Origin of the sequence: Lyngbya aestuarii BL J, from assembly GCF_000478195.2 — a bacterium.
Lineage (GTDB): Bacteria > Cyanobacteriota > Cyanobacteriia > Cyanobacteriales > Microcoleaceae > Capilliphycus > Capilliphycus aestuarii.
This window is the reverse complement of record NZ_AUZM01000047.1, coordinates 33,212-48,589: the sequence shown is the minus strand read 5'-3', so window position 1 is coordinate 48,589 and position 15,378 is coordinate 33,212. Positions and strand designations below refer to the sequence as shown.

Here is a 15,378-nt window from a genome sequence, read left to right as displayed (position 1 = left end):
ATGCACGGTTCTTTGGTAACTTCTTCTTTGGTACGTGAAACTACCGAAACTGAATCTTTAAACTACGGTTACAAGTTCGGTCAAGAAGAAGAAACTTACAACATCGTTGCAGCACACGGCTACTTCGGTCGTTTGATCTTCCAATACGCTAGCTTCAACAACTCTCGCGCACTGCACTTCTTGTTAGGTGCATGGCCGGTAATCGGAATCTGGTTTACTGCTTTAGGTGTATCCACCATGGCATTCAACCTCAACGGTTTCAACTTCAACCAATCCGTAATTGATTCTAGCGGACGTGTGATCAATACTTGGGCTGACGTGATCAACCGCGCTAACCTGGGTATGGAAGTTATGCACGAGCGCAACGCTCACAACTTCCCCTTAGACTTAGCTTCTGTTGAGTCTGCTCCCGTTATCAAAGGCTAATTTCTAGCTTGAATAACCAAGAAACGCTCTCCAAAAGGGGGGCGTTTTTTGTTGCTTATTTTTGTTCGGCTAGATGATATGTTTCGGATGAATCCGTTAATATTTTAGTCTTAAACGTAATAACAGATAGCCTGTTTCTAGATGAAGATGTTCATCAATCAGGGTAAAACCATATTGTTCATAAAAAGCTCGTCCTACTTTATTTTCTTTAAAAACTTCTACAAAAAGTTGACTTCGTATTGTTCGCGCCCAATTGATTAAAGCCCCTCCAATACCCTGACGCTGAAATTGGGGTTCTACAAAAATCGCCCCAACTTCTTCATCTAATAGCGAAATAAATCCCACAACACGGTTATCCTGTTCAAAAACCCAGGTTTCGGCAGCAGGTAAATAAATATTCGGTATATTTTGACGTTCTGTTTCCAAAAATGCTTCATCCAAAAATGAATGAGCGATCTTTGAGGCGGAATACCAAACCTCTAACAAACGGTTGATATCCTGTTCTTGGTAAGGGCGAATCATGGGTTTAAATTTATTCAGTTAATCACTACTCGTTTGGGGTAAATCAACTCTTTCATTCAGTTTAAATGCAACAAAATGCCACCCTAACCCAACACCAATTAATCCTACACCAATCAACCAAACTTGCCATTCTATCCAGAAGGCTAAAAATAAGCCGGATAAAAATGCAAACCAACTCATCCAAACGGGATATAATCGTTGTTCATCACTCAGACGCAATGCGGCTAAACCGACAATTCCACAGCGCCAGAGAGAACCAAACGCACTTAATGACCAAGTGGTTTTTACATCCCCAGTCAAGACTAAAAGTCCGATCGCAATACTAATAAAAATAACCGCCCAATAGGGTGTGGTTCCGTCAGTATTTAACTGGGCAACTAATTTCGGCATATCGCCCCGTCTTCCCATCGCTAACAGCAACCGAGATAATCCCAAAATAACACTCAATAACACACTTAAAGTTGCGGTAATTGCCCCAATTGCTAATAGGGTTTTTGCACCGGGAATGCCTAAACTTTGGGCGACTACTTCTAAGGGTGCTGCTTGTTCGGAAGCAATTCCTAATGCTTTTGCTCCAATTGTTCCTAAACTAACAAGGGCAACACCGACATAAATAACAGTAGTAATTGCGAGAGTAATTAGAACCGCTTTGGGGATATTTTTACGAGGTTCTGTAATTTCTTCTCCTAACATCGTAATCCGGGCTGGGCCGTTATAAGCAACAAATAATAAAGCGACAGATTCGAGGAAGTTTTTTAATCCGGTTTTGAGATCAATTTCTGCAAAAGTGACGGTCAAAAAACCACGCTGAGATAATACAAATCCTCCGGCAATAATTAAAAAGAATAAAGAAAATAGAGTGACAGAAAGAATCACGGTGGTTGCAGCTTTAGAACGTCGCATTCCACCTAAGACAACAATAGTTAAACCCAAAACAGCAATTTCAGCAATAGGAACTAAAAAAGACTCTGAAATGCCAATTGTATTAATCAGATAACTGGAAAAACCCAAAGCCGCCGTCGCAGCAACAGCCGTTTTTCCGAGCAGATACATCCACCCTCCGGTAAAACCAAACCAACGGTTAAGATACTTGTAACCGTATTCATAAATTCCCCCACTCACGGGATGACTAGCGGCGAGTTGAGCGAGATTCAAACTATTTGCAACTTGTAAGATTCCTGCTACAACTAATGCCCCAATGACTGCATAACCAGACAAAGCGGCAGCTAAACCTAAACTAACAAAAATTCCGACACCAATGACTGATCCTAACCCCATAGTGGTGGCACCAAACCAACCTAATTCGCGTTTAAGTTGTTGGGGAGAATGATTGGATGCAGACATACTTTTTTTTCCTAGATTGGGCAACTTTCAAAAAATAGGGGCATGATTACACACCCCTTGAAGTCAATTTAGAAAAGCTAAAATCAGTTCTGTTGTACAGGAGATAAAGTAGATTTAGAGCTAACAGCAGCCATTTGTTTAGTTTGAACAATTGAGGCTTGTAGCATGGGAGTCCGACTCACAGAACTATTCGCTAAGTTAAACAAAGGACTTGATAAAATTCCGGCTAAGGATGTCGCCACCAATGTCATCACTAATCCCACTTGTAAGAGCCGCATTCCTGGTAAATCCCAGCGAATTTGAGGATAGTTTTTAACCGCGTCTGACATTTCTTGAGGTTCTTTGACCACCATCATTTTAACAACGCGAATGTAGTAGTAAATTGAGACTACACTGGTGACTAATCCTAACAAAACTAAGGCATATAATCCGGCTTGCCAACCTGCCCAAAACAGGTAAATTTTACCAAAAAATCCAGCTAGAGGTGGAATTCCTCCTAAGGAGAGTAAGCAAATACTTAAACCCAAAGTCAGTAGGGGATCTTTCTGATATAACCCACTGTATTCACTAATTTGATCTGTTCCGGTTCGCAGTGAGAACAGAATCACGCAGGTAAAACCGCCCAGGTTCATAAACAAATACACCAACAGATAAAATATCATGCTGGAGTAACCCGCTTCGGTTCCGGCGATTAACCCAATCATCACAAATCCGGCTTGGGCGATGGAGGAATAAGCCAACATCCGCTTCATGCTGGTTTGGGCGAGGGCGACAACATTTCCTAAGACTAAGCTGAGAATCGCGAGGGCTGTAAAGACTAACCGCCACTGATCGCTGACAATGGGGAAAGCATTCACTAATAACCGAATGGCGAGGGCAAACCCGGCTGCTTTGGAACCGACAGACAAGAAAGCGACAACCGGAGTGGGTGAACCTTCATAAACGTCGGGTGTCCATTGGTGGAAGGGAACAGCAGAAATTTTGAAGGAAATCCCCGCAATTACAAAAACAAGGGCAATCACCATCGCTAAGGATTCACCCGCCCCAGATGTAGCTAGGACTTTGGCGATCTCAGTCAGGTTCGTTTCTCCACCAGAGAGTCCATAGAGGAGGGATAATCCGTAGAGGAACACGGCTGAACTCGATGCCCCAATTAAGAGGTATTTCAACGCGGCTTCGTTGGAACGGGGATCGCGTTTGGTGTAGCCGGTCAGCAGGTATGATGAGATACTCAGCGTTTCTAGGGAGACAAAAATCATCACTAATTCCGTCGCCCCGGAGAGGAACATTCCCCCCAGACAGGCTGTGAGTAAAATACCGATAAATTCAGCCAAGGAGGTACCGGTTTGTTCGACATAGCGAACCGACATCAAAATAGTTACCAGAGCAGATAGGGCGATAATACCGCGAAAAACCACACTGAGGGCGTCGCTGTTGAAACTGCCTAAAAATCCGATGGTATCGGTACTATTCCACTGATAGTATAAGGCGAACATCGCCCCAAAAAGACCTGCGATCGCAATGTAGGGTGTCAGGCGAGAAGAAGCCGTTCGTCCAACGATCAGATCGGTAATTAAAACCGTTAGGAGGGTGATAATGACAATTCCCTCGGGCAGAATTGTTCCAGCGTTTAACTGGGCTGCAACACTCGAAAAATCCATAAGCTTCGATATTCGATATATACCCCATGACTGGTTTTTGATCGCCAGTCTGAGCGAAACACTTCCGACACTATAAACGTTCTGTCTGTCTTGATTCAAGAGGACAGGCTGATCACCAATCAGGATATCACTGGCATTCTAATCAAAACAGATAGCTCAAACTGTAGACTCTATTTTTGCAGATGGATGAAGCGGACAGCTTAAATTGTATAGTAGTAGGATGGGTTGAAAAGACGATCATACGGGTCAACTAAATCTAATGATACAGCTATTTAACAAAATCTTAAATTGGAAAAAACGCTTTGTTCCGTTGCTTTTACCGACTGTCCTTGCGGTTTTGATGGCTCAACTCTGGGCTACACCTGCGGCGGCGACTGGGGTTTATCAAATGCCGAACTTAACTTCTGGTGATCCAACCTGGATCGTCGATGATGGGGATGTTTTGAGTTTAAGCTCTGAACGTCAGATTAACCAAAAGTTATCGGAACTCGCCGAGCAAACGGGTTATGAAGTGCGTTTGGTGACGCTACGTCGCTTTGACTATGGGGAAACAGCCGATAGTTTTACTGAGGATTTGTTTAATAAGTGGTTTCCGACTCCGGAAGCGGCGACTAATGAAACGCTGTTAGTTTTGGATACTCTGACTAATAATAGTGCGATTGTAACTGGAGAGGGAGTTCAGTCGCTCCTTACCAATGAAATTGCCGAAAGTGTCGCCACCGAAACGTTACAAGTTCCGTTGCGGGATGGTAATAAGTATAATGAAGCTTTCCGAGCTGCCAGCGATCGTTTGGTTACGGTCTTGTCGGGAAATCCTGATCCTGGCCCACCCAGCGAAAAGGAACAGGTTCAAGTCGAAGGTACTTTTAAGACGGCCGAAGAAACTGATGACCAAACCGCTACAATTATTGTTGTAATTGTTTTGGTTGTGGCAACTGTTGCACCGATGGCAACTTACTTCTATTTCCAACGGTCTTAAGCTTTCGAGGATATAGGGGCAGGGATCGCACCAGGAGAATCTTTTTAATCTCAAGTTCCAAGTCAAATGTCCAATATCCCAAGTCCCGATTATCAGTCCTAGAGATGCAATTTATTGATCAAGTTGAAGTTTTAGTCGAAGCGGGTAAAGGTGGCGATGGGATCGTCGCCTTCCGTCGAGAAAAATATGTTCCAGCCGGAGGGCCTTCGGGTGGGAATGGTGGAAAAGGGGGTTCAGTGATTTTAGTCGCGGTTGAACACCTACAAACTTTACTCGATTTGAAGTACAATCACCGTTTTCGTGCTGAAGATGGCCGACGAGGTGGCCCTAAAAATATGACGGGCGCAACCGGAAACGATCGCATTATTGAAGTTCCTTGTGGGACTACGGTTTATGATGTAGAAACTGAAGAAATTTTAGTAGATTTGATTCACCCTCATCAAGAATTTTGTGTTGCGAAAGGGGGTAAAGGCGGTTTAGGAAATGCTCACTTTCTGAGTAACCAAAATCGCGCTCCTGATTATGCTTTACCGGGGTTAATGGGTGAACAACGACAGCTTAGATTGGAGTTGAAACTGTTAGCAGAAGTCGGCATTATGGGCTTACCGAATGCGGGGAAATCTACGTTAATTTCGTCATTATCTGCCGCTAAACCCAAAATTGCGGATTATCCCTTTACCACGCTGATTCCCAATTTAGGGGTTGTTCGTAAACCGACAGGAGATGGTACTGTTTTTGCAGATATTCCGGGTTTAATTGAAGGCGCTCATACGGGTTTAGGTTTGGGACATGAATTTTTACGCCACATTGAACGCACTCGGGTTTTATTGCATTTAATTGATATTACTGATCCGACTCCTGTTGAAAATTATCATACGATTCAGCAAGAATTAGAAGCTTATGGTCGGGGTTTAATGGATCATCCGCAAATTGTGGCGTTAAATAAAGTTGATGCGGTAGATACTGACAGCGAAGAAGTGCAAGAAATCATTACTCAAATTCAGCACGTTAGCCAATCAAAAGTCTTTCTCATTTCGGCGGTTGCTCAAATTGGACTCAATGATTTAATGCAGGAAGTTTGGCTCAAGCTTGATGAGTTATCTCTATCAGAAAATCCAACTTCTACTCGCTAAACTGTTAGGTGGAGATAGAGAATTTTGATTTTCTGTCTCCTCTCGCCCGAAATTAGACTATCTTTCTTGAAAACCCTATTCTTCGAGTTCAATTCCCTCAGCCTTGAGTCGTTCCATGAGTTGTTGGAGGTGAAGTTCGGCTTGTTCTGCACGTTGACGTTCAACTTCTGTACGTTGACGTTCTTGTTGGACTAACTCAGAACCCCATAACAATAAGCTTCCCGCCTCATCCCACCACCGCAACCAATAGCCTGTGCGTCTGTCGTGGGTTCCTTGCCAAACGCCCAAAAATAACTGCATTTCAGCGATCCAATATCGCCCATTTTCATCAGGTTTTTGTACCTTATATCGGCTAGAATCATCCAATTGATACAATTCTAAAACACCATTTTGGGGTGCAAAAATCGCATAGTTTGGAACTTGCAATACCTGTTCATAAAAAAACCATTTTCCAGGCGGATAAGTTGGTTTAATCGAATATTCACCCCCTTCTGTTTCAGAGATAAATTCCATCACAATCAGAGGAATATCCCCTTCCAAACGCGGCGTATAACTGCGTTCAACTTCTAAGCGTTCAACTCGAATTTCCGGAATAAATGCCCAGTCAGGGGCTTTAACAACAATTTTATCATTTACTGTGGCACAGATGCCATAATTAGTAGGAGTTAGGGAATTTTCAGGTAATTTTCCCGCCACACTTAACGCATCTGTTAATGCCATTGCCAATAGGGGCTGAGTAATATTATCCACCGGATCATCGGGTAAAATATAGTCTTCGGGTAACTTTTCCCAAGTTACTTTGAGACTCGTGGTTGTGACAGCCATAGCTTGAGATAACATTGCGGCTTAATGATTATATCATATCATAAATTACAAATTTTTTTGAGTTTTTTTTTGAGTGTTTTGAGGTTGACGGTTTTTGATATACCACTGTTTAAAGGTTTGTTCGGGAACCGTTGGTAACGCCCGATGTCGCACCCAAGGATTTAAGATTTTACTCGAAAATAACAAGGGGAAATATTTCATTACTTTCTGTAAAATTACATTCTCAGCAAAACGATAAAGCTGAGGATTTCCCAACACCATCCCCGCAGCTTTCATGCTTTCTCGACGAGGTAAAGAGAGTAACTTTTTTTCCGCCATCACCCGACGCCATTTATAAATTTGTTCGGGGAGATCAATTTTCACTGGACAAACATCACCACAGGAACCACAAAGGGTTGAAGCATAGGGTAAATTGCTGTATTTTTTAGCATCAAAAGTAGGGTCTAAAACCATTCCAATTGGCCCCGAATAAACCGCCCCATAACTTAACCCTCCACTGCGACGATACACCGGACAAGTGTTCAAACAAGCCCCGCAGCGAATACATTTTAAAGATGACCAAAAATCTGCCATTCCTAACCGTTCACTTCTGCCATTATCAACAATCACTAAATGGATTTCTCCACCCTTTTTAGGTTGGGTAAAATGGGAGGTATATTGAGTAATGGGAGAACCTAAAGCACTCCGAGACAGCAAACGAATAAAAACCGCTAAATGTTCAACTTTTGGGATTAATTTTTCAATCCCCATACTGGCAATATGTAGCCGGGGAACATTCGCCCCAATATCTGCGTTTCCTTCGTTCGTACAGACGACAAAACTACCCGTTTCTGCGATCGCAAAATTAACCCCAGTCATCCCCGCATCGGCTTTTAAAAAGCGAGGTCTAGTATTTTGTCGCATCATTTCATTGAGATAATGCGGATCATCATTATTGGGATCGGTTTCTATTTTTTCGGCAAATAATTTAGAAACATCTTGACGGTTTTTGTGAATAGCAGGCATAACAATATGACTCGGAGGTTCTTGATCGAGTTGTTGAATTCTTTCTCCAAAATCTGATTCTGTAATGGTAATTCCTTGATTTTCTAAAAATGGAACCATGCCACATTCTTCTTGCAGCATAGATTTACTTTTAACTAGAGTTTGAACCTGATGAGTGTTGAGAATATCGTAAACAATTTGATTATGTTCTACCCCATCTTTCGCCCAGTGAACCTGTATTCCATTTTGTTTTGCGTTGGCTTCAAACTGTTCTAAATAGTCAGCAAGATGAGTGAGAGTATATTCTTTAATTTGTGAGGCAATTTCGCGTAATTGTTCCCATTCAGGAATAGATGCTGCTGCTTGATCTCGTCGGAGTCGTGCATTCCAAAGAATTTGATCATATTGTTGGGCGCGTTGTGGATCTTGTAAAAATTGTTCGGCTGCGGCGGCTTGGTTAATGGGTTTAGTCATCGTGAAGTTCCGTTGAGAATTTGAGCAATATGAATTGTTTTTAGGTTCATTTTATAATAGTCGATGATACCTTTTTGGTGCAATAAACAACTCATGTCACCCGATACAATATATTCGGCACCATTGCGGAAATGATCGTTAACTTTATCATACCCCATTTGAGCAGAAACCGCTTCTTCAAAAACACAAAAGGTTCCGCCAAACCCACAACATTCGTCGGGACGATCTAAAGTTACAAATTCTATCCCTTTGACTTTTTCTAAGAGGGTTTGACTTTTAGAAAAAGAGGCGATCATTAATTCTGAGGGTCGAGATGTTCCCAGTTTACGAATGGCACTACAACTGTTATGTAAGCCAACTTTATGGGGAAATTCTGCCCCAGGAAAGTGATTAATTTTTAGGATATCATGCAAAAATTCGACTAATTCATAGATGTTTTGACGAACATTCTGTACCTCTGAAGTTTGAGGAATTGCATCTAAATTTGCCCTAACATGATCAACACAACTGGCGGAAGGACTGACAATATATTGATAGTCTTTAAAACAGTCTACAAATAGTTGTTCAGTTGCGGATGCTTGTTGTTGGGTGCCGTTAGTTCCCATGGGTTGGCCGCAACAGGTTTGATCAAGAGGATATTCGACTTCTACGCCGAGTTTTTCTAATAATTCTAGCGTTGCTATTCCCACTTCTGGGAAGAACGCATCGATATAACAGGGAATAAAAAGACCGACTTTCATGGTTTTAAATCAGTTAATTTTACAGCAAAAAAACGGTTAGACTCCGAACCCCTTGGGCGCCCCGAATAATTACCGCTTCTACATCTCCTGTTGCCGAGGGGCCAGCCATAAAGACACCGTAGGAGGTTTGAGTTAATTCTATTCGTTGATAGGCTTGGTGCATATCTCTAACAAGCTGTTTTGAGTCAAGTAAAATGATTAAATGTTGAGACAGAAAACCCAACGCATTCACAACTAAATCTTCGTGGGTTAGCCAAATTGCCCCATTTTCTGCAACTCCAAACTTTCCCCGAATAATGGCAACATCAACATCGGCTAATTCATGGGGAGGAGTATCAGAATGAATGGGTTTATTTCCGGATATTTCGGGAAGGGTTGAACAGATGATTTTTACATCGGGATAAAGTTCGGTTATTTTTGCTTTTATCTCCTCAATATTTGAGAGTTCAAAAGATTGTCCTCCCATGCGTTCGAGTTGGGTTTTGAAGTTTTTAATTAAGGGTTCTGAGTTGGTATTAAATACTGGAATTTTAGGAGGTGAAACTTCGGAAGTGGGTTGATTTTTACGAACTGAACTTAAAATAAAATCACGACTGTTCATAATATTTTACGGGTATTGTACAGATTAATTATATATTTTTTTCAAGATTTTAAAGTCCGGTTAAAATCTTTTTGATCAAATAAACTTTTCCCTTATATGGCGCGTAGCGCAACTGTAAATCTATCCAAAACGTATTTTTCAACACGCTTTTATAATGAGAAAAAGTATCAAAGCTTGCTTTTCCGTGATAACTTCCCATCCCGCTTTCTCCTACACCTCCAAAGGGTAGATAAGTTCCTGAAAATTGCATAACAGTATCATTCAAACAAACCCCACCGGAAGACGTATTTTGAAGAACTTGTTGCTGTTTGGCTTTATCTTTGGAAAAGAAATAGAGAGCTAAGGGTTTAGGACGAGCGTTAATTTGAGAGATTGCTTCTCCTAAATCATTATATTCTAAAACAGGTAAAATCGGCCCAAAAATTTCTTCTTGCATGACTGGATCATCCCAAGAGACTTGATCTAAAACTGTCGGTGCAATATATTGATCTTCAGGGTTTGTTTGTCCGCCTATAATCACTTTACCATTTTGCAAAAAATCGGCTAACCGATCAAACTGTCTTGGGCTAATAATTCGGCAATAGTCGGGGCTTTTTTCTGGGTTTTCTCCATAAAAAGCTTGAATATTTTCTTTGATTTTCTCTAATAGATCATTTTTTATTTCACGCTTCACCAACAAGTAATCTGGTGCAATACACGTTTGTCCGGCATTGATAAATTTCCCCCAAGCAATTCGTTTTGCGGTATAATCTAGCTGAACATCACTCTCGACAACACAAGGACTTTTTCCCCCTAATTCTAAAGTGACTGGAGTTAAATTTTTAGCCGCAGCTTCCATGACAATTTGACCAATTTTTGTTCCTCCGGTAAAGAAGATATGATCAAACTTTTGAGCGAGTAAAGCTTGACTGGTTTCGACTCCACCTTCTACCGCAGCAATATAAGCCGGATCGAAGGTTTCTCGAATCATATTAGCAACAACTTTAGAGGTATTAGCCGCAATTTCTGAGGGTTTAAGAATGGCACAATTTCCCGCAGCAATTGCCCCAACTAAAGGCGAAATCATCAATTGAAAGGGATAATTCCAAGGCCCAATAATCAGAACAATACCTAAAGGTTCGGGACAAATTTGGGCAGAGGCGGGAAATTGATCAAGAGAAGTCCGAACTTTTTTCGGTTTCGTCCAAGATTTGAGGTGTTTAATCGCATAATTAACCTCGGATACCGAAGCAATTTCAAAATAAGCTTCAAATTCGGGTCGGTTCAAATCAGCTTTGACCCCTGCAATAATGTCACCTTGATGGTCTATAATTACTTGTTTCAGACGTTGAAGTTGTTCCCGACGGAAGTTGACATTCTTTGTTTGACCTGTAGCAAAGAATTGTCGTTGCTGTTGGATCAACTTTTCAACTTGAAGTGACTCTGGCATGATATCTTGATCCTAAACGTTCATCAATAAATATTACACCTTTAGCGTCAGACTCTTTCCTAAGATGCCTTTTTTAGCCTACCCTATTGATATGGATGAATCACTTGATTCGTAACTGAGGTACAAATTGATCACAAATGAACATGAAGGAAATTCTCTATCTGGAAATCCCCACACCCAATACCCAAAGCGTTTGTACCTGGTTGCAGGAGGAGTTTAAACCCCGAACCGGAGAAAAACACATCACCCCAGATGGTTTTCGTCTCAAGTTTCCTTTCACTGACGCGACAAAGACTGAACCTAACGAACTTTCAGCTTTTCTTTGGTCACTTCAACGAACGACTTATCTAAAAGTTTTTCGAGTAGGAAATCCTCCGAAAACTGATCAACAGCAATTTATTCAACAGCTAGAAACTGAACTTAGACAACAATTTCCTCATCAATATCCTGAACCTCCAGAAATTGACCTCTCTCAACAATCGATTTTTGAAGCCTTAGCTGATAATTATCCTTTGACGGTCAAATACTTTCAAAAAATGCCCAATGGAGACTCTGATCTTCAGCGAGTGTATTGGTGGGAAAAACGGTGGCGGGAAGGCGTACTTAATCCTAAAAAACCCAAACAAATTATCTTTTCAGTACCCGATTCTTCCACTAATTCTACACCTCAATATGATTTGATTTATGTGGGTGGAGCGTTGGGGGTGATTCATGCGGCTGTGATGGCACGGTTAGGCTATCGAGTCTTATTAATGGAACGGTTGCCTTTTGGACGAATGAACCGTGAGTGGAATATTTCTCGCAGTGAAATTCAAAGTTTAATTGATTTAGGATTATTCTCAAAAGCTGAGGTTGAAAGTTTAATTGCCAGAGAATATAAAGATGGATTTCATAAGTTTTTTGATGCTAATAATCCCCCGGTTGCTAAAGCCCCAGTTCTGCATACTCCGACGGTCTTAAATGTTGCTTTGGATGCCGAAAAATTACTACGTTCTTGTGGGGAAAAATTACGACAGGCGGGCGGTGATATTTGGGATGAAACCGAATTTATTCGAGCTGATATTGCATCGAGTCAAGTTCTGCTTAAATCCCTTCATTTACCGACCCAATCAGAACGAATTGCGACAGGACGTTTACTGGTAGATGCGATGGGAACGGCTTCTCCTATTGCTTGGCAATTGAACGGAGGACGGGCTTTTGATAGTGTTTGTCCGACGGTTGGGGCGGTGATTGATGGAGGTTTTGAACCAGATGTCTGGGACTCTAAATATGGTGATGTTCTTAATAGTCATGGTGATATTTCTCGGGGACGTCAACTGATTTGGGAGTTATTTCCCGGTGCAGGAAATGAGTTAACTTTTTATCTTTTTCATTATCATCAAGTTAACCCCAAAAATCCAGGTTCGTTGTTAGAAATGTATGAAGATTTTTTTACGATTTTACCTGAATACCGTCGGTGTGATTTAGATCAATTAGTTTGGAAAAAACCAACTTTTGGTTATATTCCTGGACATTTTAGTGCGAGAAGTCGCGATCGCAAAGTCGCTTATGATCGGTTAATTGCGATTGGAGATGCTGCTTCACTTCAGTCTCCTTTAGTGTTTACTGGATTTGGTTCTTTAGTGCGGAATTTATCTCGTTTAACGGATTTACTGAATACCGCTTTAAAACATGACCTTTTGCAAGTCAAACACCTCAATCAAATTCGAGCTTATCAAAGCAATATTTCAGTCACATGGCTTTTTTCTAAAGGAATGATGGTGCCTACAGATCGACATTTACCGCCTCAAAAAATTAACTCTATTTTAAATACATTTTTTGGATTATTAGCCTCAGAACCAACAGCCGTTGCAGACACTTTTATTAAAGATCGAGCCGACTGGTGGACGTTTACTCGATTAGCTTTAAAAGCGGCTCGAACCAATCCTAAACTGTTAGTTTGGATTTTGGATTTCATTACTTTCAATGAAATTATACGTTGGATGTTTAATTATTTGAATTTCACAGTTTTAGCCTTAGTGAGTGGTTTATTAAGTTGGGTTCCTCGCTTTTCTCGATGGATTCAGCCTTGGTTAGAACCTCGTTATCCAGGAATATGGATGAGGTTACTGACGGTTAGTTATGCGTTAACTGATGGTTTAGGACAACCCCAAACACCTGGAAATAAACTGGTTCAGGTGAAGTCACCTGTTTGATTTGATGTTGATGTGATCAAATGCTGAAGTTCTATCTACGATTGAAATCTTGATTTGAAATATTTTATTTTTTATCTTTTTAATTGTAGAAGGGTTCAGCATCACTTTACTGATCTTCTGAAAATATTGATCAACGGATTGAACTATAAAAGTTCTTCAAGTTTATCTCGAATGACTTCATAGGGCAATAAACCCACTAAATTGTTAACTCGTTTTCCGTGTTTAAAATAAAAAATATTAGGAAGACAAGCAATTTCAAATTTTTGGGTAATTTGTTGATTTTTTTTAATATCTATTTTGACAACTTTCACACGCGAAAAATACTCATTCGCGAGTTTGTTAATAATCGGTCTAATCCGGTCACTTAAATCGCATCCAGATATGACAAAAACCACGACGACTAAAGGATATTCTTCAAGAATTTGATCAAAGTCTTCTTCCCGAATGAATATCGCTTTTTTATTAAAAGAGTTTGGTTTCAACTGTTAACTCCTGTGTGAACTAAAAGAGTGGTATAATCATTAGTTTATTTTTAGATTGAAAAAAAATCAAAGGAGTTTAAGGGGGATTAATCATCTGTAGTATTTTTTCTATTTTTAATTTAAACATCAATTTTTTTTGAAATAAGCTTATCGAGAAATACTAACTTTGTTGTTTTAGATCTCTTTTTTTGTTTTTAAGTATTATTTCTTTGAAATTTTGTTAATTTATATTACAAGTTGTTTTGTATTTTGATTGCATCTTTGAGAGTGATTAACAACCTTTTCAACGAACGGATAGACTTGCTTTTTACTGCTGGGATTCATATATTTAGAGAAATAATTGACATTTTAATTAAGATTCATATCGACAATTGTTGCACTTTTGATGTTGCAGTTGATGTTGCAATTGTTGTCTAATAGTATAAAATCAGAATAGTGGACTATGCTTGATCACAAAGTTATGACTGCCGAGAAATTAGATTCCCTCTCAAGCTGGCAACGACTTGAGGAAGGACGCAAAGCCAAAGCTGCTCAGGGGGGCTATGCAGGGTATGGTTCTCCTGCATTTGGCTTATGTTCTATTAATGGCGAACTGGTAGAAGATCCGCGTGAACAACAAGTCATTGAGTTAATTCGTCGTCATCATAAGTCCGGAAAATCACTACAACAAATCGCGAATTGGCTGAATGAAAAAGGCTATAAAACAAAACGGGGCCAGCAATGGAGGCGAATTTCAGTCAAGCGTGTTTTAGACCGACTTTATAATAAAACCTCGGGTTCTGAAAGTCGAAATATAAGCTCCAGTGAGATCTCGTCTGAGTTAAAATCTCCTCACTCTCAGGAAGATTGAGTCTTCAACCTAAAAGTCGCTGTGTTGCTTATACCATGAACTTCCTATACGCTATTCTGTTTCGTTTTTTGATAATAAACCTAAATCCGGGAAATGTAAAGAGCCAGTTTGCTATTTAGAGGGTTTTGTTGTAACATCCCTTTCTAGGCATTTTTTTCTAGGGTTGAAAACGTTCAAAATCTGTAAAAACTCTCATTGTGTTTTCATTCCCGTCAATCTCTGATTCTACTGAGTTCAGAAGATTCGCCCTGGAAAGCACATCAAAAGATAAAAAAACGTCATATTTGACGGTTAGTTGTATCTTGGAATTGAGAAAGAGGATTAGGTTTAATCACCCAAACTCACACTTTAAAAATATTTAATCCGATAGAAATTAATACTATCCGGTAATGTCCAACGATAATGATCTAAAACCTCACGAACCAGCAATATTTTAGACTCTTGAAACGCCACACCCCGGACATCAACTTTCGGCGTTGCATAACCGTATTCTTGAGAAAAGAGATCCCCAATTACCTCTTTTTTCGTGTTAGTATGATGAGCGAAGATATCAGCCGCAATCTCTTGAATTTGGCGATAACGTTCGGCATCATACTCACGCACGAACAAAATGTAATCCGGTTTGTGCGATCGCCTGTAATGCTTTTGCCCACTCGATCCATTGGGGTTCCATACACATCTCTCCCGTTGATATTCTTCTTTCGCCTACAACGGTTCGACTGAAAATTTCCCA

16 protein-coding genes are annotated in these 15,378 nt (G+C 40.5%); 5 read left to right on the top strand and 11 right to left on the bottom strand.

The features are described 5' to 3' along the window. Positions 1 to 426: photosynthetic reaction center family protein (locus tag M595_RS18515; protein WP_023067910.1), on the top strand; the 426-nt coding region annotated here is incomplete at its 5' end. A 96-nt stretch (positions 427 to 522) separates the two neighbouring features. On the opposite strand, the gene M595_RS18510 is transcribed toward M595_RS18515, so the two are convergent. The 3 genes from M595_RS18510 to M595_RS18500 form a co-directional block, all read right to left on the bottom strand. Then, positions 523 to 948 (bottom strand): GNAT family N-acetyltransferase, encoded by a 426-nt coding sequence (locus M595_RS18510; protein WP_023067875.1) that lies wholly within the window; start codon positions 946 to 948, stop codon positions 523 to 525. An 18-nt stretch (positions 949 to 966) separates the two neighbouring features. Continuing rightward, positions 967 to 2,292, bottom strand: coding sequence for an APC family permease (locus M595_RS18505; RefSeq protein ID WP_023067874.1), 1,326 nt, complete (start codon positions 2,290 to 2,292; stop codon positions 967 to 969). A gap of 83 nt (positions 2,293 to 2,375) precedes the next feature. Next, positions 2,376 to 3,953: an NAD(P)H-quinone oxidoreductase subunit N gene (locus tag M595_RS18500; RefSeq protein ID WP_023067895.1), complete on the bottom strand. Its 1,578-nt coding sequence runs from the start codon at positions 3,951 to 3,953 to the stop codon at positions 2,376 to 2,378. 259 nt (positions 3,954 to 4,212) lie between these two features. Here M595_RS18500 and psb32 point away from each other — a divergent pair, with 259 nt between their 5' ends. Both psb32 and obgE read left to right on the top strand, forming a co-directional pair. Further along, positions 4,213 to 4,932, top strand: a complete 720-nt coding sequence (gene psb32, locus M595_RS18495) for a photosystem II repair protein Psb32 (protein WP_023067873.1) — start codon at positions 4,213 to 4,215, stop codon at positions 4,930 to 4,932. A gap of 104 nt (positions 4,933 to 5,036) precedes the next feature. Then, on the top strand, positions 5,037 to 6,065 hold the full coding sequence (obgE, locus tag M595_RS18490; RefSeq protein WP_023067901.1) for a GTPase ObgE: 1,029 nt from the start codon (positions 5,037 to 5,039) through the stop codon (positions 6,063 to 6,065). Between the two features lie 75 nt (positions 6,066 to 6,140). Here obgE and M595_RS18485 read toward each other — a convergent pair whose 3' ends face one another. From M595_RS18485 to M595_RS18465, 5 genes are read right to left on the bottom strand one after another with little or no spacing between them, the layout of a single operon-like run. After that, complete coding sequence (locus tag M595_RS18485) at positions 6,141 to 6,890, bottom strand: Uma2 family endonuclease (protein WP_023067913.1); 750 nt, start codon at positions 6,888 to 6,890, stop codon at positions 6,141 to 6,143. 45 nt (positions 6,891 to 6,935) lie between these two features. Then, entirely contained in the window at positions 6,936 to 8,348 is a 1,413-nt protein-coding gene (locus M595_RS18480) for a lactate utilization protein B (RefSeq protein WP_023067906.1), read from the bottom strand. Next, positions 8,345 to 9,088, bottom strand: coding sequence for a (Fe-S)-binding protein (locus tag M595_RS18475; RefSeq protein WP_023067880.1), 744 nt, complete (start codon positions 9,086 to 9,088; stop codon positions 8,345 to 8,347). The genes M595_RS18480 and M595_RS18475 overlap by 4 nt, the downstream gene beginning before the upstream one ends. Positions 9,089 to 9,107: 19 nt before the next feature. Next, a complete protein-coding gene (locus M595_RS18470) occupies positions 9,108 to 9,689 on the bottom strand; it encodes a LutC/YkgG family protein (RefSeq protein ID WP_023067911.1) in 582 nt (193 codons plus the stop codon). A 49-nt stretch (positions 9,690 to 9,738) separates the two neighbouring features. Beyond that, the gene (locus M595_RS18465; protein WP_023067898.1) at positions 9,739 to 11,118 is read right to left on the bottom strand and encodes an aldehyde dehydrogenase; all 1,380 of its coding nucleotides are present in this window, start codon (positions 11,116 to 11,118) and stop codon (positions 9,739 to 9,741) included. Positions 11,119 to 11,261: 143 nt separating this feature from the next. On the opposite strand from M595_RS18465, the gene M595_RS18460 reads away from it, so the two are divergent. After that, the gene (locus M595_RS18460) at positions 11,262 to 13,313 is read left to right on the top strand and encodes an FAD-dependent oxidoreductase (protein WP_023067905.1); all 2,052 of its coding nucleotides are present in this window, start codon (positions 11,262 to 11,264) and stop codon (positions 13,311 to 13,313) included. Between the two features lie 143 nt (positions 13,314 to 13,456). Here M595_RS18460 and M595_RS18455 read toward each other — a convergent pair whose 3' ends face one another. Continuing rightward, positions 13,457 to 13,795 carry a thioredoxin family protein gene (locus M595_RS18455; protein ID WP_023067903.1) on the bottom strand — a complete coding sequence of 113 codons (339 nt, stop codon included), beginning with the start codon at positions 13,793 to 13,795 and terminating at the stop codon, positions 13,457 to 13,459. 460 nt (positions 13,796 to 14,255) lie between these two features. On the opposite strand from M595_RS18455, the gene M595_RS18450 reads away from it, so the two are divergent. Further along, positions 14,256 to 14,645 carry a recombinase family protein gene (locus tag M595_RS18450; protein WP_040484331.1) on the top strand — a complete coding sequence of 130 codons (390 nt, stop codon included), beginning with the start codon at positions 14,256 to 14,258 and terminating at the stop codon, positions 14,643 to 14,645. A gap of 348 nt (positions 14,646 to 14,993) precedes the next feature. Here M595_RS18450 and M595_RS18445 read toward each other — a convergent pair whose 3' ends face one another. Together M595_RS18445 and M595_RS33025 are read right to left on the bottom strand one after the other, a co-directional pair. Continuing rightward, positions 14,994 to 15,248 carry an NUDIX hydrolase N-terminal domain-containing protein gene (locus M595_RS18445; protein ID WP_023067904.1) on the bottom strand — a complete coding sequence of 85 codons (255 nt, stop codon included), beginning with the start codon at positions 15,246 to 15,248 and terminating at the stop codon, positions 14,994 to 14,996. Further along, positions 15,241 to 15,318 carry an NUDIX hydrolase N-terminal domain-containing protein gene (locus tag M595_RS33025; RefSeq protein ID WP_375339246.1) on the bottom strand — a complete coding sequence of 26 codons (78 nt, stop codon included), beginning with the start codon at positions 15,316 to 15,318 and terminating at the stop codon, positions 15,241 to 15,243. Before M595_RS33025 ends, M595_RS18445 begins: the two co-directional genes overlap by 8 nt. Positions 15,319 to 15,378: the final 60 nt, after the last annotated feature.